This window comes from Pseudarthrobacter sp. TAF60_1, assembly GCF_052113505.1.
Lineage (GTDB): Bacteria > Actinomycetota > Actinomycetes > Actinomycetales > Micrococcaceae > Arthrobacter.
Genome location: NZ_JBFRDI010000017.1, coordinates 43,856 through 65,580, shown reverse-complemented (window position 1 = coordinate 65,580; position 21,725 = coordinate 43,856). Strand labels below are relative to the sequence as shown.

General features: G+C 67.0%; 21 protein-coding genes. 16 read left to right on the top strand and 5 right to left on the bottom strand.

What is annotated here, in order from left to right:
- Positions 1–9 precede the first annotated feature (9 nt).
- Positions 10–1,017, bottom strand: coding sequence for a hypothetical protein (locus AB4Y73_RS17500; RefSeq protein ID WP_441873388.1), 1,008 nt, complete (start codon positions 1,015–1,017; stop codon positions 10–12).
- Between the two features lie 273 nt (positions 1,018–1,290).
- On the opposite strand from AB4Y73_RS17500, the gene AB4Y73_RS17495 reads away from it, so the two are divergent.
- Entirely contained in the window at positions 1,291–2,151 is an 861-nt protein-coding gene (locus AB4Y73_RS17495; RefSeq protein ID WP_441873386.1) for an HAD family hydrolase, read from the top strand.
- A 61-nt stretch (positions 2,152–2,212) separates the two neighbouring features.
- Here the strand turns inward: AB4Y73_RS17495 and AB4Y73_RS17490 are convergent, their stop codons facing one another.
- Entirely contained in the window at positions 2,213–2,812 is a 600-nt protein-coding gene (locus AB4Y73_RS17490; RefSeq protein ID WP_441873384.1) for a hypothetical protein, read from the bottom strand.
- A 157-nt stretch (positions 2,813–2,969) separates the two neighbouring features.
- Here AB4Y73_RS17490 and AB4Y73_RS17485 point away from each other — a divergent pair, with 157 nt between their 5' ends.
- On the top strand, positions 2,970–5,396 hold the full coding sequence (locus AB4Y73_RS17485) for a phosphoketolase family protein (RefSeq protein ID WP_441873382.1): 2,427 nt from the start codon (positions 2,970–2,972) through the stop codon (positions 5,394–5,396).
- Between the two features lie 70 nt (positions 5,397–5,466).
- On the opposite strand, the gene AB4Y73_RS17480 is transcribed toward AB4Y73_RS17485, so the two are convergent.
- The 3 genes from AB4Y73_RS17480 to AB4Y73_RS17470 form a co-directional block, all read right to left on the bottom strand.
- A complete protein-coding gene (locus tag AB4Y73_RS17480; RefSeq protein ID WP_441873379.1) occupies positions 5,467–6,222 on the bottom strand; it encodes a DUF429 domain-containing protein in 756 nt (251 codons plus the stop codon).
- The gene (locus AB4Y73_RS17475; protein WP_441873377.1) at positions 6,219–7,565 is read right to left on the bottom strand and encodes a carboxylesterase family protein; all 1,347 of its coding nucleotides are present in this window, start codon (positions 7,563–7,565) and stop codon (positions 6,219–6,221) included. The genes AB4Y73_RS17480 and AB4Y73_RS17475 overlap by 4 nt, the downstream gene beginning before the upstream one ends.
- A 146-nt stretch (positions 7,566–7,711) precedes the next feature.
- Complete coding sequence (locus tag AB4Y73_RS17470; RefSeq protein WP_039239147.1) at positions 7,712–8,203, bottom strand: inorganic diphosphatase; 492 nt, start codon at positions 8,201–8,203, stop codon at positions 7,712–7,714.
- Positions 8,204–8,355: 152 nt separating this feature from the next.
- On the opposite strand from AB4Y73_RS17470, the gene dacB reads away from it, so the two are divergent.
- From dacB to AB4Y73_RS17400, 14 genes are all read left to right on the top strand, one after another.
- Complete coding sequence (dacB, locus tag AB4Y73_RS17465) at positions 8,356–9,858, top strand: D-alanyl-D-alanine carboxypeptidase/D-alanyl-D-alanine endopeptidase (RefSeq protein WP_441873374.1); 1,503 nt, start codon at positions 8,356–8,358, stop codon at positions 9,856–9,858.
- Between the two features lie 76 nt (positions 9,859–9,934).
- Positions 9,935–11,068, top strand: a complete 1,134-nt coding sequence (locus tag AB4Y73_RS17460; RefSeq protein ID WP_441873372.1) for a zinc-dependent metalloprotease — start codon at positions 9,935–9,937, stop codon at positions 11,066–11,068.
- A gap of 114 nt (positions 11,069–11,182) precedes the next feature.
- Positions 11,183–12,244, top strand: coding sequence for a tRNA lysidine(34) synthetase TilS (gene tilS, locus AB4Y73_RS17455; RefSeq protein WP_441873370.1), 1,062 nt, complete (start codon positions 11,183–11,185; stop codon positions 12,242–12,244).
- Between the two features lie 30 nt (positions 12,245–12,274).
- Positions 12,275–12,826 carry a hypoxanthine phosphoribosyltransferase gene (gene hpt / locus AB4Y73_RS17450; RefSeq protein WP_255769214.1) on the top strand — a complete coding sequence of 184 codons (552 nt, stop codon included), beginning with the start codon at positions 12,275–12,277 and terminating at the stop codon, positions 12,824–12,826.
- Positions 12,827–12,923: 97 nt separating this feature from the next.
- Positions 12,924–13,559 (top strand): LacI family DNA-binding transcriptional regulator, encoded by a 636-nt coding sequence (locus AB4Y73_RS17445; RefSeq protein ID WP_441873368.1) that lies wholly within the window; start codon positions 12,924–12,926, stop codon positions 13,557–13,559.
- A gap of 120 nt (positions 13,560–13,679) precedes the next feature.
- Complete coding sequence (gene ftsH, locus AB4Y73_RS17440; RefSeq protein ID WP_441873366.1) at positions 13,680–15,746, top strand: ATP-dependent zinc metalloprotease FtsH; 2,067 nt, start codon at positions 13,680–13,682, stop codon at positions 15,744–15,746.
- 10 nt (positions 15,747–15,756) lie between these two features.
- A complete protein-coding gene (folE, locus tag AB4Y73_RS17435) occupies positions 15,757–16,401 on the top strand; it encodes a GTP cyclohydrolase I FolE (RefSeq protein WP_441873364.1) in 645 nt (214 codons plus the stop codon).
- Positions 16,402–16,411: 10 nt separating this feature from the next.
- Positions 16,412–17,332, top strand: a complete 921-nt coding sequence (folP, locus tag AB4Y73_RS17430) for a dihydropteroate synthase (protein ID WP_441873362.1) — start codon at positions 16,412–16,414, stop codon at positions 17,330–17,332.
- Positions 17,333–17,345: 13 nt separating this feature from the next.
- Positions 17,346–17,705, top strand: a complete 360-nt coding sequence (gene folB, locus AB4Y73_RS17425) for a dihydroneopterin aldolase (protein ID WP_441873360.1) — start codon at positions 17,346–17,348, stop codon at positions 17,703–17,705.
- A complete protein-coding gene (folK, locus tag AB4Y73_RS17420; RefSeq protein WP_441873358.1) occupies positions 17,702–18,238 on the top strand; it encodes a 2-amino-4-hydroxy-6-hydroxymethyldihydropteridine diphosphokinase in 537 nt (178 codons plus the stop codon). The genes folB and folK overlap by 4 nt, the downstream gene beginning before the upstream one ends.
- A gap of 2 nt (positions 18,239–18,240) precedes the next feature.
- Positions 18,241–18,771 carry a DUF3180 domain-containing protein gene (locus tag AB4Y73_RS17415; RefSeq protein WP_441873355.1) on the top strand — a complete coding sequence of 177 codons (531 nt, stop codon included), beginning with the start codon at positions 18,241–18,243 and terminating at the stop codon, positions 18,769–18,771.
- Positions 18,752–19,264 (top strand): PH domain-containing protein, encoded by a 513-nt coding sequence (locus AB4Y73_RS17410; RefSeq protein ID WP_441873353.1) that lies wholly within the window; start codon positions 18,752–18,754, stop codon positions 19,262–19,264. The genes AB4Y73_RS17415 and AB4Y73_RS17410 overlap by 20 nt, the downstream gene beginning before the upstream one ends.
- Positions 19,261–20,841 (top strand): PH domain-containing protein, encoded by a 1,581-nt coding sequence (locus AB4Y73_RS17405; protein ID WP_441873351.1) that lies wholly within the window; start codon positions 19,261–19,263, stop codon positions 20,839–20,841. Before AB4Y73_RS17410 ends, AB4Y73_RS17405 begins: the two co-directional genes overlap by 4 nt.
- On the top strand, positions 20,834–21,724 hold the full coding sequence (locus AB4Y73_RS17400) for a Rossmann-like and DUF2520 domain-containing protein (RefSeq protein WP_441873350.1): 891 nt from the start codon (positions 20,834–20,836) through the stop codon (positions 21,722–21,724). Before AB4Y73_RS17405 ends, AB4Y73_RS17400 begins: the two co-directional genes overlap by 8 nt.
- The last annotated feature ends 1 nt before the right edge of the window (position 21,725 follow it).

The following is a 21,725-nucleotide window of genomic DNA, read 5'->3' as shown; positions in this document are numbered from 1 at the left end:
CCAAGGGGTTTAGTCCATCCGGCGGGGATTTCTGCGCTGGACGCCGGCTGCTTGAAGCTTCTGTGCCAGGAGTTCCGGATTCGTGACGGCTTTCCAGTCCCAGCGGACAACCGTATAGCCGAGTGCACGAAGCCTGTCTTCGCGCTTCTTCTCGGCCAGCACGGTTTCGCGGGCCGTGCGGTCACCGAGGAGGTCGTCGTCCAGGTACTTGGCGTCGCCGTCGAACTCCCCGATTACGCCGTATTCAGGCCAGAAGAAGTCCGTTCGCCCAATGAACCCTTCGCTGTCGTAAAAGGTGTGCTGGAGTACCGGGGCCGGGAAGCCTAAAACGTGGATGAGCGCACGGCTCCGAGATTCCCCGGCGCTTTCTGAAGCCTCGTCGGCGAGTGTCAATACGTCCAGGACGCGGCGGCGTTTAGCAGCAGAGGCCAAATAAGCAGATGCATCTTCAACCTCTTTCCGCGTGAGCCGTTCGATCTCCTTGCGGCGGCCTCCGAGCACATCGTCAGCTACCGCGACCGCTTCTGGCAGCTCCACCCGAACGATGCAGTCCAGGACGGTCTGCACTAGCGAAGTGACACCAAACCCTCTGTGCTGCACAACCGTTGCTTGCCAGTGATGACGCGAGATTCCGTACCCTCTTACTGCTTCGAGGCCGGAGAAGCCCGTCTTTGGATCCTTGGCGGCCGTGGTGGTTGGCGGAACCCTGCCGGCCTTGTGCGGCGATGGCGTGAGCAAATGGATGTGGTCGGGAACCCTCGGGCTTGGCAGACGCCAGATCCGCAGAGCGGTGAGGTAGCAGAAGCTCACCGATGGGTCGGTGGCCGCCACTGCGGCCACCGTGGCTGAATAGCGCTCCCAGGCCTTGAGGGCGAGCCACGCGGGCTTGCTGTAGTAGGCGCCCGCCCTGACGCGGACCAGCTCGCCCTTGTTGTAGGCACGGCTTAGACTGCGGCTGCTTCCCGTAAGAGCGCGCCTGCGACTGGCGAGTATCAGGGCGAGGGGAGGGGTCTTCATGGTTCCATGCTTTGCTGACCCCCGTGGCTCCGCTAGCCGCGTATGCCCGGATGTGGAAAACTCCCGGCATTTCCCCTGGGAACGGTCGTTTCCCCTTGGTAGCCGGTGGGGATTTGACCGTACGGCGGGGAATTGTCGGCCTACGAATCCGGCCCAGCCAGCGGCGCTGGTAAACACTCACACCGGGGATAACCTGTGAGTATTAACCGCGTGTTCACCGGGGTTGTGGCCTGCGTCCTAGCCGGTTTCGGGGGTCTCTGGTTCACTGGACGCATGACTATTTTGACTGAATCCACAGTCGCTGGCACCGATGACCAGCGGATCGCAACCGAAAACAGCATCACTAAGTTCATGGTGGCCCTGGACGTGGACGGCACCCTGGTGGACCACGATGGCCACATGTCTGCCCCGGTCCGTGAAGCCGCGCAGGCCGTGGTGGCTGCCGGACACGACGTCCTGATCGCCACCGGCCGCTCCCTGAATGCCACCCTGCCCATCATCGAACAGATAGGTATCGGCAGCGGCTACGCAGTCTGCTGCAACGGCGGCGTGACGCTCCGGCTGGATCCGGACCTGGCCGACGGCTACGAAATCATCCACAAGTCCACCTTCGATCCCGCCCCGGCTCTCCGGGCCCTCCGCGAACGGCTGCCCACCGCCAAGTACGCGCTGGAGGACGAGGACGGCAACTTCCTCGCCACCGAGCGCTTCCATGACGCCAGCTTCGGCGTTGAGGCGATCGGCGTCGATTTTCAGACGCTGCTGGAATCCACCGCGGTCCGCCTGGTGGTGTACAGCACCGAGAACACGCCTGAGGAGTTCTCCGAGACCATTGAGCAGATCGGCCTGGCCGGCGTCACGTACTCCGTCGGCTGGACGGCGTGGCTGGACATCGCCGCCGCCGGCGTCACCAAGGCCAGCGCACTGGAACGGCTCCGCGGCCAGTTGGGGACTGAGCCGCACAGGACCGTGGCCATCGGCGACGGCCGGAACGACATCGAAATGCTGGGTTGGGCAGGACGGGGTGTGGCCATGGGCCAGGCCCCGGCCGAGGTCATCGCCGTAGCCGACGAGGTCACCGCTTCCGTGTACGACGACGGCGCCGCCCACGTGCTGCGCAGCCTCCTGCCGTAGGGGCTGCTTCCGGCAGCCAACCGGGCGCGCCGTGAACCCCTTGGGTTGACTACCAGGGCGTTCAGCGGACCTCAAGGATGAGTGACAGCAACCGGGCGGCGGCTGGCCGGGCGGCGTGTTCCTCGGTCCATTGAGCCCTGGCCACGGCCTTGCTGACGGCCTGCGTGGTGATCCCCAGTTCGTGGGCTACGGCTTTCTGCTGCCCGCGGACGCCGGGTGTCATCAGGTCAAGGACCCGCCACTCGGCTCCGGACCTGTCCCTGACGATGTGGCCGAGGAGCCGGAGGACGGATTCGGCTTCGTGGGCAATGTCGGCAAGCGGACCTTCCACGGCAACCGGGATGCGTTCCTTGCCGTTGCGGAGCCTGTCCACAGCACGCCGCGCGTAGACGAGGCCGTGCCCGGAGGCGTCCTTGATCTGGTTGGGCAAAGGTTCATTGACGGGCCCCACACCCAGGCCCACATACCAGGAGCCGCACCGCAGGGCGATCAGCGCTGCTTCCACCGCCTGATGCGGGGAGTCGAGAATTCCCTGGACTTCGTCTTCCACCGAACGGTCGAAATCAAGGCGCGCGGGAATGTGCCGCAGGTCCTTCAGGAGCTGAGGAACGCGGTCGCCGTCGCGCCGGCTATCGGTTTGGTTGATGGTCAACGTGAACATGTGAAAAACAGACTACCCGCTGGTAGCAGGCCAAGGGCAAGTGAACGTTGGGTCCTGCAGCAGGTCAGGGGTGTGTCCCGGTTGTGCGGGCGCGCTGAAGATGTTGCGATGGAGGGACGGCCGCCCACGGGCGGCGCGCAGCGACGTGAGGACGGTTATGACCGGCAGCCCGCAGGACGAATTGACTGAGGACAGCGTGACGCAGGACGACCTGGAACTTGTGGACCGCTGGTGGCGTGCCGCGAACTACCTCTCGGTAGGGCAGATCTACCTCCGTTCCAACCCGCTGCTCCGGGAGCCCCTCGCCGCGGACCACACCAAGTCCCGGCTGCTGGGGCACTGGGGAACCACGCCGGGGCTGAACTTCGTGTACGCGCACCTGAACCGGGTGATCCGCAGGGACTCACAGGAGATGCTGTTCGTTGCGGGTCCTGGGCACGGCGGGCCGGCGGTGGTGGCCAACGCCTGGCTTGAGGGGACCTACTCCGAAATTTACGGTGCGGTGGGTCAGGACGAGGCAGGCGTGGCTAAGCTGTTCCGCCAGTTCTCCTACCCCGGCGGCATCCCCAGCCACACCGCGCCGGAGACGCCCGGGTCCATCAACGAGGGTGGGGAACTCGGGTACGCGCTGGCCCACGCGTACGGGTCCGTGTTCGACAATCCCCAACTGATCACCGCCGTCGTGATTGGCGATGGCGAAGCGGAAACGGGACCGCTCGCGGCGAGCTGGCACTCGCATAATTTCCTGGATCCCGTACATGACGGTGCTGTGCTGCCCATCCTGCACCTCAACGGCTACAAGATCGCCAACCCCACCATCCTGGCGCGCATGCCGGAGGCGCAGCTGGAGCAGCTGCTCCGCGGCTACGGGCATGAGCCGTACTTCGTCACCGTCGCCGACCCCGATGACACCGCGAAGGCGCACCGCGACTTCGCCGCAGCCCTCGAGTCCTGCATGGCCGGCATCCGAGACATCCAGGAGTCCCGCCGCGGCGGTTCGGATCAGGAAGGGACGGACGACGGCGGCGCTGAAGCAGGTTCCGCACCGCGCTGGCCGATGCTTGTGCTGCGCTCACCCAAGGGCTGGACCGGGCCGCGGACGGTGGACGGGAAACAGGTGGAGGGAACGTGGCGGAGCCACCAGGTCCCGTTGTCCGAGGTCCGTACTAACGGGGAGCATCTCAAGCAGCTTGAGGAGTGGCTCAAGTCGTACCGTCCCGAGGAACTGTTCGACGCCGACGGCCGGCTCCGGCCCGACGTCGCCACGAACGCGCCGTCGGGAAACCTCCGGATGAGCGCCACGCCCCATGCGAACGGCGGCCTGCTGCGCAAACCCCTGAAGCTGCCCGCCTACTCGGCCCACGCCGTCGAGGTTCAGCAACCCGGAACTGAACGGATCAGCCCCATGATCACGCTCGGTTCGTGGATGCGCGATGTCATCTCGCTGAACATGGAGACCTTCCGCTTGTTCGGGCCCGACGAAACGGCGTCCAACCGCCTGCAGGATGTCTACGAGGTCACGGACAAGGTGTGGCAGTACCGGATTGACGACGTCGACGAGCACCTTGCGCGGTCGGGCCGGGTTCTGGAGGTCCTGAGCGAGCACCTGTGCCAGGGCTGGCTGGAGGGGTATCTCCTGACCGGCCGGCACGGGGTCTTCAGCTGCTACGAGGCCTTCATTCACATTGTGGATTCGATGTTCAACCAGCACGCCAAATGGCTCAAGGTCCACCGGAAGCTTCCCTGGCGCCAGCCTGTGCCGTCGCTGAACTACCTGCTCTCCTCACATGTGTGGCAGCAGGACCACAACGGCTTCTCACATCAGGATCCGGGTTTTATTGACCACGCGGTGAACAAAAAGGCAGAGGTCATCCGGGTTTATTTGCCGCCGGACGTGAACACTCTGCTTTCGGTGATGGAGCACTGCCTGGCGTCAACGGATTACGTCAACATCGTGGTCAGCGGCAAGCAGCCGTCCCCCACTTGGCTGGGGCCCGCCGACGCTGCGGACCACTGCCGGCGGGGCCTCGGGATCTGGGAGTTCGCCGGGTCCGAAGTGCCGGGGGAGGAGCCGGACGTGGTGCTCGCCTGCGCTGGGGACGTGCCAACTGTGGAGACCGTGGCCGCCGCGGAACTGCTGAAGGCAGGCGTCCCCGGCCTGAAGGTCCGGGTGGTCAACGTGGTGGACCTGATGCGGCTCCAGGATGCGAGTGAGCACCCGCATGGGCTGACGTCGCGGGACTTTGACGGAATCTTCACGCCGGACAAGCCGGTCATCTTCGCATACCACGGCTACCCGGCGCTGATTCACCGGCTGGCTTACCGGCGCACCAACCAGGAGGGCCTGCACGTCCGCGGCTATAAGGAGGAAGGAACCACCACCACGCCCTTCGACATGGCCATGCTGAACGGGATCGACCGCTTCCAGTTGGCCATCGACGCCATCGACCGGGTGCCGGGCCTGGCGGAGAAGCACTCGCTGCTGCGCCAGAGCCTCCAGGACCGCCGGATGCAGGCCCGCGAACATACCCGGACTGAGGGCGAGGATTTGGCGGAAATCCGAGACTGGACGCTGAACGCCTAAGCCAAGCAACGCGGGGTCATTTTTCGCCCGAAAATCGGGGTTTATTGGACCAAAAGTGACCCCGCTTTGCTCAGGGGCCGCCGAGGCTGGCGAGCTCGCCGGAGGGGACGTGGATCCAGCCTTCGGTCAGGGCCGCCGCCGCATGGGAAGCCGGTGGACGGAAAGTCCGGCCCAGGGCGACCGCGCGGGCGCTCAGTGAGGCAACCACTGCGTCAAAGAGGTCATCTGAGGCGGCCAGCCGGTCCTCGTGGCCGGCCAGGTCCAGCCAGGGTGCCGCCGCCTTCAGCTGCGCCAGGATCGCGCCAAGCCGCTCCGCCTCGGGAGCGCCCCGGCCCTTGTAGCCCCGGGCCAAGAGGCCCCATATTTTCAGGGACGCCGCAGGGTAGACCTCCGCCAAGCGGCCGGAGCCGTCCCTGGGCTGTGGACCGTGCTCGGCAGCGATCTTGGCCTGGATCACAGCGCACCGCATGGCCGGGTGGGCGAGCCTGTCGGCGGAAACGCTGAGCGGGATGAGCCCCGTGTGTGCGGTGACGAAACGGTCCGTGTCCCTATAGGCCAGCAGGCGCCGGCCCGCAATGCCGTCGTGGTCCAGCACCGCGCGGGCATCAAGGTTCAGATGGCCCGTGAGGAAGGGCAGGAAGGCGTCCGGCCAGCCCACGGGGCAGTCGATTCCCGTCATCGAGCTGGCGCCGAACAGCTCCACAATCTCGGCGTCGTGCACGTCCAGGGCAAGGTGCTCCAGGCGGGCATCCCCACCGTCCCATGTCAGGACGGCCACCGCCGTCTTCTTGGTGGCCGCGGCAAGATCGACGCCCAGCGTCCTCATGCAGCGGCGGTCCGGTACTGAAGCGCGCCCGGAATACTGCCAGCCTCGCCCAGTCCGTCCCCGCGGGCAAAGGCGGCCCACAGCCGCCGCACCTCACGGCCAACGGCGTCGATTTCATCCCAGGTGGCGCCCGTGAGGAGCCCGGCAGCGGCCCACGTCTCACGGTTGCCGAACAGCAGCGGCAGGTCAACGGTGTGGGCGGCGCCGTAAAAATTGCCGGGCGCGCCCCACGAGAGCAGGTAACTGTAGGCCTTGCCGCCGGCCCGGACGTGACGGCGGGCGAACTTCCGCGCGGCCCTGCCGTATACCGCCTCGGTCACGGCCCAGTTGATGGCCTTGACGGCGGCGCTGCCTAGCCCGGGGACTCTGCGCAGCACCCGTACCAGCCGGGCGCGCGGCATGAACAGCCTGGCTTCATCGGAAGTGTGCCCGATCAGCACCTCGATGTCCGGCGCGGTCGCGTTCCAGGCTGCTTCAATCTCCGATTCGGGTGGAAGGGGCGCATGGCCGTACTGCGTGCCGAACGGCATAGCCGCTATCAGCCCGTACTTGCGTGCTACCTGAGACACATGGTCCTCGATGGCCACAACCTCGAGCATTGGCGTCTCCTCAGTGACAGCTTCCGCAGCGATGCCCATGTCGCGGCTCATCTTGTGCCGGCCGCGGGTGATACCCAGCGGGGCACTCTGGATAATCGCCCGCTGGAACAGCGATGGTGCTTCCGGCGTCGCCATCAGGTGGGCAACAGAGTCGCCACCGGCCGACTGCCCGAAAGCCGTGACGCGGTGCGGATCCCCGCCAAAGGCCGCGATGTTGCGCTGCACCCAGCGGAACGCTTCCAACTGGTCCAACAGGCCAAGGTTCGCGGGCCGGCCGGTCCCCGTGGCCAGGTATCCGAACAAACCCAGCCGGTACGTTACCGAAACCACGATGACCCGGTTCTCGGCCACGAGCGAGGTGGCATCAAAAATCGCCAGGTCGCCCGAACCCGACGTGTACGAGCCGCCGTGCAGCCACACCATGACCGGAACCCGCTCGTCGTCGGCCAGGCCGGCAGGCACCGTGATGGACAGCCGCTGGCAGTCCTCGCTGCCGGGAAGCTCGCCGTAACGGGTGCCCAGGACATCGTCCAGGAACGGGACGGGACCTTGGGGGCAGGCCGGCGCGAGGGTGGTCGCGGCAAACGGCGTGGTCCAGCCGGGCGCAGCCACCGGCGGTTGGAAGCGGCCCGCGGTGGCGTAGGGGATGCCGGTGGCGCGCACCACGTCACCCTCCCGCCACCCGGTGACGGGCCCGCAGGGAGGTTCAAAGTGCGGAGGATTAAAGGAAGGCTCGGAACTCACAGCCCAACGATTCCATACATTTAGTTCGGCTGGGCAACGCAAAATCCCCGCCTGCCGGACGTTTCCCCACCGCATGACGCGGGGATTTGTCCGGAAGACGGGGATTCATGGCGTAGGCCGCACCAACGCGGGCCCGCCGGTGGAGACTAGTGGCCCGCTGCCGGCACGTAACGCTTGATGGATGCTTCCAGTTCGGCCTCTGCAGCGGCGCGGTCGCCCCAGCCCTCGGCCTTGACCCACTTGCCCGGCTCCAGGTCTTTGTACCGGGTGAAGAAGTGCTCGATTTCCTTGATCAGGAATTCGCTGACGTCGCTGACTTCCTGGATGTGGTCGAAGCGGGCGTCGACCGGGACGCACAGGACCTTGGCGTCGCCGCCGCCGTCGTCAGTCATGTTGAAGACGCCGATGGGGCGGGACTCAACGATGACGCCCGGGTGCAGGTCGAAGTCCTGCAGGAGCACCAGTGCATCCAGCGGGTCGCCGTCTTCGCCCAGGGTGTTCTCGAAGAATCCGTAGTGCGTGGGGTACTGCATGGAGGTGAAGAGGACGCGGTCCAGGCGGACGCGGCCGGTCTCGTGGTCAACTTCGTACTTGACGCGTGATCCCTTGGGGATCTCGATGGTCACGTCATGCTTCATGGGAATGCTCCTCGGCAATTGCAGGGGTTCGCGGCACAAAAGACGAACCACATAGGAGTGTCGGTGCCGCCGACTATTATTGAGGATATAGCGAGAGGCCCAGGTTTCAGGAACTTGCGGGGAAATTTCAGGACTTGAGGACCAGCAGCAGCATGAAGGAAGAATCGTCCCCCGCAGGGTTCAAGACGGCATCCAGCTCTGTAATAGGGCGTGCCCGCGGCAGCGTAAGGCGCGGCTGGCCGCTCGCCGCGCTGCTGGCCCTGCTGCTGGTACTCGCCGTTCCCGCGGCCGTGTTGGTTGCGCCCGGTTTCATCAGCCCGGAACCGCCCGCCGCCGCGCCCACTACGCCGGCCTGGCAGCTGCCCCCGGCCACACTCTCCGCCCGCCAAGGCCTGTCCCCGCTCACCGACAGCGCGCCGGTGCCGCTGCCGTCAGCCGTCACGGCGCAACTGGACGCCCTGTTAAAGTCCGACGGCGACGGCAGCTTCACGGGGCTTGTCCAGGATGCGCTCACCGGCGATGCCCTTTATGACCGCGGCGGTTCGGAGAACCGGACCCCCGCCTCCAACATGAAGCTCTTCACCGCGGTGACCGCCCTGCGCACGCTCGGGCCGGACCACCGCTTCAGCACCCGTGCCATGGCTGGGCCCGGCGCCAACCAGGTGGTGCTCACCGGTGGCGGCGATGTGCTCCTCAGCGCAGGCGAGTCAGCACCGGACCGGGTCATGGGCCATGCAGGGCTGGCCACCGTCGCGGCGGCTACAGTCGCAGCACTCCAGGCCAACGGAACAACCGGCGAGCTGACGATTCTGGTGGACGACTCCCTGTTCAGCGGGCCCGCCCTCAACCCCGCGTGGGCCGACGGCGACGTTGCGGCGGGCGAGGTGGCGCCGCTGTACCCGCTTGCGTTGAACTCGGCACGCTACAACCCGGGCGTCACCGCGGGCCCGCGCCCCCAGGACTCGGCGGTGTCCGCTGCCGAGGCGTTCGCCGGGCAGCTCAAGGCGGCGGGCGCCGCTGCTGGACTCACGGTAGCGGCCGGCGTCGGACGTTCCACTGCACCTGAAGCCGCAAACGGTGCGCCCAAGCTCCTGGCTGAGGTGCAGTCCGCCACCGTGGGGGAACAGGTGGGCTTAATGCTGCAATCCTCTGACAACTACCTGGCCGAGGTGCTGGGGCGCATGGCCGCCGCGGCCACGGGAAGCCCCGCGAGCAACGACGGCGCCAAAGCCGCAGTCAGGGCACAGCTCGCCGAACTGGGCATCGCCACACCAGCCATGCGGTTGGCGGATGTGTCCGGACTGGCCATTGGAAACCAGGCCTCCGCCCGCCAGCTTGCTGACGTGGTGCGGGCCATCACCACCGGAACGGATCGCCGGCTGCGGGCAGCGCTGGATGGTTTCCCCGTGGCCGCGCTGTCCGGAACCTTGGACGCCCGCTACGAGGACGCCGCCACGTCCCGCGGTGCTGGCCTGGTCCGGGCCAAGACCGGGACGTTGAACTCGGTCATTGCCCTCAGCGGCTACGTGGTGGACGCCGACGGGCGGCTGCTGGTCTTCTCCTTCATCGGCAACGGACTGACGCCCGGCGCCGCCGGGAACCGGGAAGCCGTGGACCGGGCCGCGTCCGCACTCGCCGCATGCGGCTGCCGGTAGGCCGGTGCCCCCTGTCCGCGTTCGCCGGACAGCGAACTTAAGGACCATCCGTCGTCGGCTGTGATGTGATGGGGACATGGAGTCCACTGCACGTGATTCGTCAGCACCGGCATCATCCAGCCCGGCCCAGGCCCTGATCAATTGGGACCTGGCCGCATCCACGGCGGCCCGGCTGGCTTCGGCGGGACCAACGCTCGGCACAGCCGAAATCAACGATGCCGTGGACAGCCTCCGCAGCCTCGCGGACGCCTCGGTCCCGCACGTCCACGAAATAACGGGCCTCGAAGCCGCACGCGATCTCCGGGACTCCACTGTCCTGGTGGTGGACCGGGCGAACTGGGCCAAGGCCAACACCCAGAGCTTCGCCGTGATGCTCAAGCCCGCCATGGAAAAGATGCTCGAAAGCCGGCGCGGCGCCGTCAGCCCCGCCGCGGCCAGCGTTAGCGGCGCCATCACCGGCAGCCAGCTCGGCGCCGTCCTGGCGTTCCTTTCGAGCAAGGTCCTGGGCCAGTACGATCCGTTCGCGGCGCTCGCCGAGGGCTCCACGGCGCCGGCAGGCGGCAGGCTGCTGCTGGTGGCCCCCAACATCGTTTCCGTGGAGCGGGAACTCAACGTCACACCCGAGGATTTCCGGCTCTGGGTCTGCCTCCACGAGCAGACCCACCGCGTGCAGTTCGCCGCCGCGCCCTGGCTCCGCCACCACATGCTGTCCGAGATCGATAACCTCAGCGGGCACCTGCTGGGCAACGTGGACTCGCTCATGGAGCGTGCCTCAGCTGCGGCCCGGTCGCTCAAAGACCGCAGCAGCACGGGCAACACCCCCGGCCGCGGCGCCATCCTTGACCTGCTGCAGAACCCCGAGGAAAAGGCATCCCTCTCACACCTGACGGCTGTGATGAGCCTGTTGGAGGGCCACGCGAACGTGGTGATGGACGCCGTCGACGCCAGCATCATCCCGTCCGTCAAGACCATCCGCCAGCGCTTCACCGACCGCGGCAAGGACCGCGGCGTCATGGAGAAGTTCATCCGCAGCCTGCTGGGCCTTGACGCCAAGATGCGCCAGTACTCCGACGGCGCCAAGTTTGTGCGTGCGGTGGTGGACGTCGCCGGGATGGAGGGCTTCAACCGGGTCTGGGAATCCGCGGACAACCTCCCCACCGAGCCGGAGATCCACGAGCCCAAGCTGTGGGTTGACCGGATGGGCCTCTAGGTGCCGGGTTCGCCCCACACATCGGGCTCTCCGGCCCATGCCGAAAGATTGCCGCATGCAAGCGGACGACGGCGGCCTGGCAGGCTCGCGCCTGTCGTCGGCAAAGCGCGCAAGATGCTCCGGAACGCCCTGGCGGAGGCCGGCTATCCGGCGCATGTGCTGGTGGCCTGCAGCGGCGGACCCGACTCGCTGGCGCTCGCCGCTGTGGCAGCCTACTTCGGCCGCCGCGGCCACGTTGACGGGCACCCCCTGACGGTGGGCGCCGTGGTGGTGGACCACCAGTTGCAGGAGGGTTCAGCCGAGGTGGCTTCCGCTGCGGCCCACACCCTGAAGGAACTCGGGCTTTCGCCGGTTGAGGTCCGGACCGTGGACGTTGCACCCACGGGCATGGGCCCGGAGGCGGCCGCCCGCGATGCCCGCCATGCCGCCCTCGAAGCGGCAGCCAACGGCCAGGGCGCCGCTGCGATCCTCCTCGGACACACACTGGATGACCAGGCTGAACAGGTCCTCCTGGGCCTGGCCCGCGGTTCCGGTACCCGCTCGCTGGCCGGTATGCGGCCTGCCCGCGGCCTGTTGCTCCGGCCGTTCCTGGGCCTGCGCCGCGAGGACACCCTCGAGATCTGCCGCGTTGAGGAGCTGGACCCCTGGCACGATCCCAGCAATTCCGATCCTGCCTTTGCCCGTTCCCGCACCCGGGTGGAGGTGCTGCCGTTGCTGGAGGAAAAACTCGGGCCCGGCGTGGCCGAATCGCTCGCCCGGACGGCGTCCATCCTGCAGCTGGACGCCGACTACCTGGAGGACGTGGCGGAACGCACATATGCCGATCTGGCGCAGCGGTCCGGCCAGGAAATCAGCCTTCCCGAGGGCGCCCTCGGCGAACTCTCCCCGGCCATCAGGTTCCGCGTCATCGCCAAGGCAGCTGCCGACGTCGGGGGCCAGCAACCCAGCTACCGGCGCCTTCTGGCGGCGGAAGCGCTGCTGCGGCGGCAGGGTTCGGCCGGTCCCGTGGAACTCCCGGGCGGGGTGAGCGTGTACCGGTTGTCGCTGGCGCAGCTGGACGCCGCCGGCGCACCGCGCCGCACCGTGGAGCAGCCCGACGGCGGCACTTCCGTTCCCCGCGAAGCGGCGCGCTGTGGGAAGCTAGTATTCCGGCCTCAAAAACCGCCCCAAAAATAGTCGCACCCCGCATCTACACAGGAGCCATTGGTGGATTCAAACGACGTCCAGGCAGACCTCAAGCACGTTCTCTACACCAAGGAACAGATCCAGCAGCGGATCACCGAGCTCGCTGCCGAAATCGACAAGGACTACGAAGGCCGTGAAATCCTCGTTGTCGGCGTACTCAAGGGTGCCGTGATGGTCATGGCCGACCTCGCCCGGGCGCTCCACAGCCACGTTTCGATGGACTGGATGGCAGTGTCCTCCTACGGCTCCGGCACCCAGTCCTCCGGCGTGGTCCGCATCCTCAAGGACCTCGACACCGACCTGATGGGCAAGGACGTCCTGATCGTTGAAGACATCATCGACTCCGGCCTGACGCTCTCCTGGCTCAAGACCAACCTCGAATCCCGCGGCACCGCATCCGTGGAAATCTGCACGGCTTTCCGCAAGCCGACGGCCGCCAAGGTGGAAATCGACGTCAAGTACGTCGGCTACGACATCCCCAACGAGTTCGTGGTGGGCTACGGCCTGGACTACGCAGAAAAGTACCGCAACCTGGACTTCGTGGGCACCCTCGCCCCGCACGTCTACGAGTAACCTTTCTTCCCGCCGAGATGGCATTTCACGGCAGTCCTGCGACTGAACACTGCCGTGAAGTGCCATCTCGCGGCGTTTAAAGTGAGCGTGGGACCTCTTGGGTAGCAAGAACATCGGCAGCAGGAACATCGGCATCAAGGACGTGGCGGCGGCCGCCGGGGTCTCAGTGACCACCGTTTCGCACGTGCTGAACGAGGTGGCGTCCGCCCGGATTAGTCCGGAAACGCGGGACAGGGTCAGGTCCGTCGCGAGGCAACTGGGCTACGGGCCGAACAGTGTGGCCCGCGCGCTGCGGACGAGCCGGACAGCCCTGCTGGGACTGGTCATCGAAGACGCCGGGGCCAGTCCGCACGCCGGCCAGATCCTGTTCGGGGCCGACCAAGCCGCCCGCGCCCGCGGCTACAACATCCTGGTCATTAACACGTCCAGTTCGGCGACGCCCGAAGCCAGGGAGGCCGACGTCGGGTCCCTCCTGATGCGCCGCGTGGACGGAATCCTCTACGCACCACGGCACTCCCGGCAGCTTCAGCCGCCCGACCTCGGCAGTATTCCGGTGGTGCTGGTGGACGCCGGTGACAGTGAAAGCAGCTTCGCCGCCGTGGTGCCGGACGAAGGCGCCGAGTCCGCCGTCGACGAACCAGCTGAACCCGCCGAACTGGCCGCGTTCGCCGCCGGGATCCTGATGGATGCCATTGAGGGCGCGGCCGCCGCTACGCCCAGAGGGAACTTTTAGGCGGCATCGTGCGTGATTTACTCCGGACGGTGTATAGCTAGTAGCTGATGCAGCACCACACGCGCGTAGACCACTCGCCGTGCAGCACTACCAGGAGGGACGGGGCGAGCCCCCGAACAGATGAAAGCTAAGAGTTTCTTCAAGGGCCCGGGGATCTGGATCGTCGTTGTGATCGCCATGCTCCTCGTGGCCTTTGCAACGCTGGCTCCCGGCGGTGCGGCGCGGATCGACACGGACAAGGGCCTTGCGCTCCTCGCCGCGAACGGCAAGGTTGAGCAGGCAAAGATTTTCGACGGCGAGAACCGTGTTGACCTGGTCCTGAAGGACAGCCTGAACGTAGACGGCCAGGACAAGGGCAAGAGCGTCCAGTTCTTCTACGTGGACGCCCGCGCGGCTGACGTCGTCAAGGCCGTCACCGACGCCAAGCCCACGAACGGCTACACTGACCAGCCGATCGAGAGCAACTGGTTCTCCGGACTGCTCTCGCTCCTGATCCCCGTCATCCTCCTCGGCGCACTGTTCTGGTTCCTGATGACCCGCATGCAGGGCGGCGGTTCGAAGATCATGCAGTTCGGCAAGTCCAAGGCCAAGATGGTCAGCAAGGACATGCCGCAGGTGACCTTCCATGACGTTGCCGGTGCTGACGAGGCAGTGGAGGAACTGCAGGAAATCAAGGAATTCCTGCAGGAGCCCGCCAAATTCCAGGCCGTGGGCGCCAAGATCCCCAAGGGTGTGCTGCTCTACGGCCCTCCCGGAACCGGCAAGACCCTCCTGGCCCGCGCCGTCGCAGGCGAGGCCGGCGTGCCGTTCTTCTCCATCTCCGGCTCCGACTTCGTTGAAATGTTCGTCGGCGTTGGTGCCTCCCGCGTCCGCGACCTTTTCGAGCAGGCCAAGGCCAACTCGCCCGCCATCATCTTCGTGGACGAGATCGACGCCGTCGGCCGCCACCGCGGCGCCGGCATCGGCGGCGGCAACGACGAACGCGAGCAGACCCTCAACCAGCTGCTGGTGGAGATGGACGGCTTCGACGTCAAGACCAACGTCATCCTGATCGCTGCCACCAACCGCCCGGACGTTCTGGACCCGGCCCTGCTGCGCCCGGGACGCTTCGACCGCCAGATTGGTGTGGACGCGCCCGACATGATTGGCCGCGACCAGATCCTGCAGGTTCACGCCAAGGGCAAGCCCATGGCCCCGGGCGTTGACCTCAAGGCCGTGGCCAAGAAGACCCCCGGCTACACGGGTGCTGACCTGGCCAACGTCCTCAACGAAGCCGCGCTGCTGACTGCGCGCTCCAATGCCAACCTCATTGACGACCGCGCCCTGGACGAGGCCATCGACCGCGTGATGGCCGGCCCTCAGAAGCGCAGCCGCGTCATGAAGGAACACGAGCGCAAGATCACCGCGTACCACGAAGGTGGACACGCACTGGTGGCAGCAGCCTTGCGGAACTCCGCCCCGGTCACCAAGATCACCATTCTGCCCCGCGGCCGGGCCCTGGGCTACACCATGGTGGTGCCGGATAACGACAAGTACTCCGTGACCCGCAACGAGCTGCTGGACCAGATGGCCTACGCCATGGGCGGCCGCGTGGCGGAGGAAATCGTCTTCCACGACCCCTCCACCGGTGCCTCCAACGACATCGAAAAGGCCACGGGCACGGCCCGCAAAATGGTCACCGAGTACGGCATGAGTGAACGGGTCGGCGCGGTGCGCCTGGGCCAGGGCGGCGGCGAGCCTTTCCTGGGCCGCGACGCCGGCCACGAACGCAACTACTCGGACCAGATCGCCTACGTTGTGGATGAGGAAGTGCGCCGCCTGATCGACCAGGCGCATGACGAGGCGTACGCGATCCTCACCGAAAACCGCGACGTGCTGGACTCCCTGGCACTGGAACTCCTGGAACGGGAAACCCTGAACCAGGCAGAAATCGCGGAAATCTTCAGGGACATCCGCCTACGTGACTTCCGCGAAGTATGGCTGTCCAAGGAATCCCGGCCCGTCCAGCAGGCTGGCCCGGTGGAATCGCGGCAGGAAAGGGCGGAGCGCGAAGCCCAGGAAGAGGCCAAAAAGGCCCGCCTCGACGAACCGTTGGACGCCCAGCCTCCGCACCCGCAGGGTGTTACGGAGGATGCTCCCTTCCAGGGTGGCATTCCCGACTCGGGGCCTGACGCCCTCCGCGGCTAAGCTTTCTTCTGTGAACCACTTCGACGACGACGACGCGCCCTCCTCCGCCGGACACCCGGCGGAGGACGGATCCCACTACAAAAAGCACGAGAAAGTGGACCGGCCACGCATCGAAGCTGCCGTCCGCGAGATCCTGCTGGCCATCGGTGAGGACCCTGACCGCAGCGGGCTCCAAGACACCCCCCGGCGGGTGGCCAAGGCCTACGCTGAGGTGTTCGCAGGCCTTCACCATGACCCCGCGGACGTCCTCTCCACCACCTTTGACCTGGACCACGAGGAACTGGTCCTGGTCAAGGACATTCCGTTCTACTCCACCTGCGAGCACCACCTGGTGCCGTTCCACGGGGTGGCCCACGTGGGCTACATTCCCTCGCACGAGGGCAAAGTGACCGGCCTGAGCAAGCTGGCACGCCTCGTGGATATTTACGCCCGGCGCCCCCAGGTGCAGGAGCGGCTCACCACCCAGATCGTCGAAGCAATGGTCAGCCACCTCAAGCCGCGTGGCGCAATTGTTGTTGTTGAATGCGAGCACATGTGCATGTCCATGCGCGGTGTCCGCAAGCCCGGAGCGAAGACCGTCACCAGTGCGGTACGCGGGCAGCTCCATGACCCGGCCACCCGTGCCGAAGCCATGAGCCTCATCCTCGGAAGGTAAGTATCAGACCATGGACTCACTAGCTGCAGCCCCGGGAACCGGGCCCGCAACGTCCCCGCTGCCCATCCTGCGCAAACCGCGCCCGGCCGCGAAATTCGCAGACCTGCCCACCGACCGCACCCTGGTCATGGGCATCCTGAACGTCACGCCGGACTCCTTCAGCGACGGCGGGAAGCACGCCACAGCGGACACTGCCATCGCTGCCGGCCTGCGGATGTTCTACGCGGGCGCGGACATCATCGACGTCGGCGGCGAATCGACGCGCCCCGGTGCCTTGGATGTCAGCCCGGAGGAAGAACAGCGCAGGGTGGTCCCTGTCATCGAAGCCCTGGTCAAGGCCGGTGCGCTGGTTTCCATTGACACCACGCACACGTCCACGGCGGCGGCCGCGCTGAAGGCCGGCGCAGCCATCATCAACGATGTCTCCGGCCTCACCATGGAGCCCGAAATGGCTGAACTGGTGGCCGCGTCCAAAGCTCCCTATGTCCTGACGCACCGCCGTGGCGATGCCCGCACCATGAACTCGCTGGCTGAGTACACGGACGTTGCGGGCGAGGTGGTGGCTGAACTGGCCGGTGTGCGCGACAAGCTCCTCGCCGCCGGGGTAAGCCCGGACCAGATCATCGTTGACCCGGGCCTGGGCTTCGCGAAGAACGATGCCCAGAACTGGGAGCTCCTGCAAAAGCTGGACCAGCTGGACAGCCTGGGGCACCGGGTCCTGGTTGCGGCATCCCGCAAGCGCTTCCTGGGCACCCTGCTGACAGTGGCCGGCAAGTCCGCTGCCCCGGAGGAGCGCGACGCGGCCACCGCGGCCATTACAGCCATCAGCGCCTACCGCGGTGCCTGGGCCGTCCGGGTGCACGACGTCGGGCCCAGTCTTGACGCTGTTAAGGTCGCTTCACGCGTTGCGGCTGCCCGCACCACTCACTAGGGCCGGGGGACCCATGGACAGGATTACGCTGAGCGGCGTCACCGCCGTCGGCCATCACGGCGTGTTCGACTTTGAGCGCCGGGAGGGCCAGCCCTTTGTGGTGGACGCGGTCCTGCACCTGGACTTCACCAAAGCCGCGGAATCCGACGACGTCCGGGACACTGCCCATTACGGCGAAGTGGCTCAGCGGATCACGGACTGGATCACGGGGGAGCCCCTGAACCTGATCGAGGCCCTGGCCGTGAAGATTGCCGAAGACCTGCTGGTCAGGTTCAACATCGGGGCCGTGGACATCACTGTTCACAAGCCGCAGGCGCCCATCGAGGTACCCTTCGGTGATGTGGCCGTCAGCGTGCACCGGGAGCGACCATGACCGGTTACACCAAGGCGGTCCTGGCCCTCGGCAGCAACCTGGGCGAACGGAACGACACCCTGTCCGGAGCCGTCGCGGACCTCGTGGACCCGCCGGAGGTGCGCCTGCTGGCCGTTTCACCGGTGGTGCAGACCAAGCCGGTGGGTGGCCCGGCCGGGCAGCCAGACTTCCTGAACATGGTCATGACAGTTGAAACCACCCTGTCCCCGGAGGCCCTCCTGGAGCATTGCCACGCGGTGGAGAACAAGCACCTCCGGGTACGCGGCGTGCGCTGGGGACCCCGGACGCTCGACGTCGACATCATCACTTACGGCAACGTCACCAGCGACAATCCGGACCTGACGTTGCCGCATCCCCGTGCTGCGGAACGCGCCTTCGTCCTGTACCCCTGGTCCCTCATCGACCCGGCGGCAACACTGGGCGGGGAACGGATCGGTGAGTTGGCCGCGCGCGCCACGGATTTTGCCGACATCGTGCCGTTCGACGGCTTCGGGGACTACGACGGCGTTCCGACCGCAGGGGCGGTGGAGTAGAAGTGAAACCCATCAGCCCTGGACGGCTCCTGCTGATCGGCCTGGTCCTGACCGTTGCCGGCTGGTCAGCCACCGTGGTGACCACGCGGTACAGCATGGCAACGCCGGTGCTTCCGGCGACCGCCCTGGCCACCATGGCCGTCATTGTTGTGATCACGCTGATTCTTGGCATTCGCGTCCTTCGCTGGCGCAACAGCACCAAACGCAAGAAGGCCCTTGATCCTATCCTCGCGGCGCGGACGCTGGTGCTGGCCCAGGCCTGCGCGTACGCCGGGACCGTCCTGCTGGGCTGGCATGCCGGGATCTTCCTGGACCAGTTGCGCATCTGGAACCTGCGCAGCGACCAGGGCATCACGTGGGTGGCCGTCGCTGTGGCCGGCGGCGGCCTGGTGATGATCGTGGTGGGCCTGCTGGTGGAGCGGTTCTGCAGGATCCCGCCCGAAGACACGGACGCGCCCGGCGAGGGGAAACCCGGCCACGGGGTCCGCGGCGAAGCCGCAGGGGAAGGCGAATATGCCTACCGAGGCGATTGATCCAACGGGCATCACCTGGCAGCGGGTGTCGCCAAAGTACGTCACTGTGCGGCTGGTGGAATGGGCCGTAGCAAACGCGATTGCCGTGCTTGTCCTGAGCCTGCCCCTGGTTTTCGTACTCCTTGGCTGGTGGCGCTGGCCGCCGCTGTGGCTGGCAGTCCTGGTGCCGGCGCTGACCCTGGTTTTGGCAGTCTGGCGGCTGGTGCTGATTCCGCGCCAGGTGCGCGCCATCGGCTATGCCGAACGGGACGACGACCTGCTGATCCGCGGTGGCATCTTCTTCCAGCGGACCATGGCAGTTCCCTACGGCCGCATGCAGTACGTGGACATCGGGGTGGGCCCCGTTGAGCGCGGGCTGGGGCTGTGCACGCTGAAACTCCACACCGCCTCGCCCGGCACGAACGCTACCATCCCCGGCCTGCCCGCCGAGGAGGGGGCACGCCTGCGCGAGCAGCTCGCCGCCCGGGGCGAAGCCAGGCTGGCAGGGCTGTGACCGCTGATGTTCCGGAGCGGGGCGCTCCGGATGTTCCGGCCGTTTCCACCGCAACGCCGGGGACGCCTGTCCCCGGGCCCGGAATAACGCCCGACGGCGAGTGGCTGCGTGTGCACCCGGCGTCGCCTTTTGTGCGCGGCTGGGTGGCGCTGGCGGCCATCGGGTTCTTCTTCGGACGGGACACCTTCGAACGGCTGCTGCAGGGCCGTCCCCTCATCGAGGATGACTTCGCCGGCCGGGTGCCCTGGCTGGTGGCCGGCGGCGGGATCATGTTGGTGCTTGCCGTCCTGGGCTTCATCCTGACCTGGTACTTCACCAAATACCAGGTGTCCGAAGGCTACGTCCGGGTCAACTCCGGCTTCCTCTTCCGCCAGCAGCGGCAGGCCCGGCTGGACCGCGTCCAGGCCATCGACATCGTCCAGCCCCTGCTGGCCAGGATCTTCGGCCTGGCAGAACTCAAATTCGAGGTGGCCGACGCCGGCGAATCCGCCGTCAAGCTCGCCTACCTGCGGATGGACGATGCCCGGCATCTCCGGGCCACCATCCTGGCACGCGCCGCCGGGGTGCTCCCTGACCCGGCCATGCCCCTCGCTGCCCCGCCGGAGGCGCCCGAATTTCCGGTGCTGTCCGTGCCGCCGTCACGCCTTGTCGGTTCGCTGCTCCTCAGCGAGCAGAGCGTCGGGGTGGTGCTGGGCGGCGTCGCGTCCGTGGTCCTGTCCGCCGTGACGGACAACCGCAGCTTCTACTTCTACCTGATCCCGGCGGCACTGGGCCTCGCCGCCAGCTACTGGGGCTCCTTCAACAAGGGCTACAACTTCACCGCGGCCATTTCGCCTGACGGGATCCGGCTCCGCTACGGGCTCTTGGACACTCAGGCGCAGACGCTCCCGCCCGGCAGGATCCAGGCCCTGAAAGTGGTCCAGTCCCCGTTATGGCGCAACTTCGGCTGGTACCGGATTCAAGTCAACGTTGCAGGCTATGGTGCGCCCGGGAGTAACGGCGAGTCAGCGTCACGGACCACACTTCTGCCCGTCGGCAAGCTCCCGGACGTGATGAGCATGCTTGCACTCGTCCTGCCGGACCCGGGGACGCCGGAACCCGGACGCATTTTCGCGGCGGGTCTCGGCGGGCAGGATTCCGACGGCGGATTTGTCACCACGCCGCGCCGCGGCCGGTTCCTGTCGCCGCTGGGCTGGCGCCGCAACGGCTTCGCTTCCACTGACACAGCCCTGTTGATCCGCTCGGGCCGGTGGTGGCGCGAACTGGTGATGGTCCCGCACCAGCGCACTCAGTCGATGGCGCTGCACCAAGGCCCGCTCGCCCGCCGGTTCCGTTTGGCGGACCTGGTCCTCCACACCACCGCGGGCCCTGTGTCACCCCGCCTGAGGCAGGCCGGCCTGGACGAGGCGCGTAACCTTTTTGATGAACAGTCCGCCCGCGCACGCCTGGCCCGCAAACGGCAGACCAGCGAACAATGGCTGGCGCAGGTGGCCCCTACTCCGGCGGCTGGGCCCGTTGCGGCGGAGCGGCCGGCGAGCGAAACGAATAACCAACAGGAGAGCACCAACCGTGGCTAAACCGGGGCGCCTTGGCGTCGGAATCATCAGCGCCGGCAAGGTGGGTGCCGTGCTCGGTGCGGCTCTCCGCGCCGCGGAACACGCCGTCGTCGGGGTTTCCGCAGTGTCCGACGCAAGCCGGGAGCGGGCGGAAGCCCTGCTCCCCGGCGTCCCGGTCCTGGAGATCCAGGAGATTGTCGAGCGCGCCGAACTGGTGCTCCTGGCCGTTCCGGACGACGCCTTGGCCAGCCTGGTGGACGGGCTCGCCAAACTCGGGGCCTGGCAGCCCGGACAGTTGGTGGCACACACATCGGGAAGGTTCGGGGTGGGGGTACTTCGGCCCGTGAGGGCCGCGGGCGCGATCCCGCTGGCCCTGCACCCGGCCATGACGTTCACTGGCATGAGCCTGGACCTGACCCGCCTGCTTGACTGCACCTTTGGAGTGACCGCGGACGCCGCGATGCTGCCCATCGCGCAGGCGCTGGTGGTGGAGATGGGCGCCGAGCCTGTTGCCATCGCCGAGGCGGACCGGACGCTGTATCACACGGCATTGGCCCACGGCTCGAACCATCTGGTCACGCTGGTGGCGCAGGCCTCCCAGTTGCTGCGGGATGTGGGCGTGGATGCGCCGGACCGCATGCTGGGGCCGCTCCTCCGTGCCACGCTCGAGAATGCCCTTGCGTCCGGCGAATCGGCCCTGACAGGGCCGGTAGCCCGCGGTGACGTGGGGACGGTGGCGGCTCACGCCGAGGCGCTGCGCGAGTACGACGCCGGGGCGCACGGCGATGTCCTCGAGGCCTACCTCGCCATGGCCCGTGCCACCGCGCGGCGGGCGGAAAACCGTGGGCTGCTCAAACCCGATCAACTAGGGGCCATCCGATCGGCCCTGGAAGAAGGAGACTGAC

What these genes read in the sequence shown, in the direction of transcription:
- AB4Y73_RS17500 (WP_441873388.1), bottom strand. Translation starts at nt 1,017, where the DNA reads ATGAAGACCCCTCCCCTCGCCCTGATACTCGCCAGTCGCAGGCGCGCT.
- AB4Y73_RS17495 (WP_441873386.1), top strand. Translation starts at nt 1,291, where the DNA reads ATGACTATTTTGACTGAATCCACAGTCGCTGGCACCGATGACCAGCGG.
- AB4Y73_RS17490 (WP_441873384.1), bottom strand. Translation starts at nt 2,812, where the DNA reads ATGTTCACGTTGACCATCAACCAAACCGATAGCCGGCGCGACGGCGAC.
- AB4Y73_RS17485 (WP_441873382.1), top strand. Translation starts at nt 2,970, where the DNA reads ATGACCGGCAGCCCGCAGGACGAATTGACTGAGGACAGCGTGACGCAG.
- AB4Y73_RS17480 (WP_441873379.1), bottom strand. Translation starts at nt 6,222, where the DNA reads ATGAGGACGCTGGGCGTCGATCTTGCCGCGGCCACCAAGAAGACGGCG.
- AB4Y73_RS17470 (WP_039239147.1), bottom strand. Translation starts at nt 8,203, where the DNA reads ATGAAGCATGACGTGACCATCGAGATCCCCAAGGGATCACGCGTCAAG.
- dacB (WP_441873374.1), top strand. Translation starts at nt 8,356, where the DNA reads ATGAAGGAAGAATCGTCCCCCGCAGGGTTCAAGACGGCATCCAGCTCT.
- AB4Y73_RS17460 (WP_441873372.1), top strand. Translation starts at nt 9,935, where the DNA reads ATGGAGTCCACTGCACGTGATTCGTCAGCACCGGCATCATCCAGCCCG.
- tilS (WP_441873370.1), top strand. Translation starts at nt 11,183, where the DNA reads ATGCTCCGGAACGCCCTGGCGGAGGCCGGCTATCCGGCGCATGTGCTG.
- ftsH (WP_441873366.1), top strand. Translation starts at nt 13,680, where the DNA reads ATGAAAGCTAAGAGTTTCTTCAAGGGCCCGGGGATCTGGATCGTCGTT.
- folP (WP_441873362.1), top strand. Translation starts at nt 16,412, where the DNA reads ATGGACTCACTAGCTGCAGCCCCGGGAACCGGGCCCGCAACGTCCCCG.
- folB (WP_441873360.1), top strand. Translation starts at nt 17,346, where the DNA reads ATGGACAGGATTACGCTGAGCGGCGTCACCGCCGTCGGCCATCACGGC.
- folK (WP_441873358.1), top strand. Translation starts at nt 17,702, where the DNA reads ATGACCGGTTACACCAAGGCGGTCCTGGCCCTCGGCAGCAACCTGGGC.
- AB4Y73_RS17410 (WP_441873353.1), top strand. Translation starts at nt 18,752, where the DNA reads ATGCCTACCGAGGCGATTGATCCAACGGGCATCACCTGGCAGCGGGTG.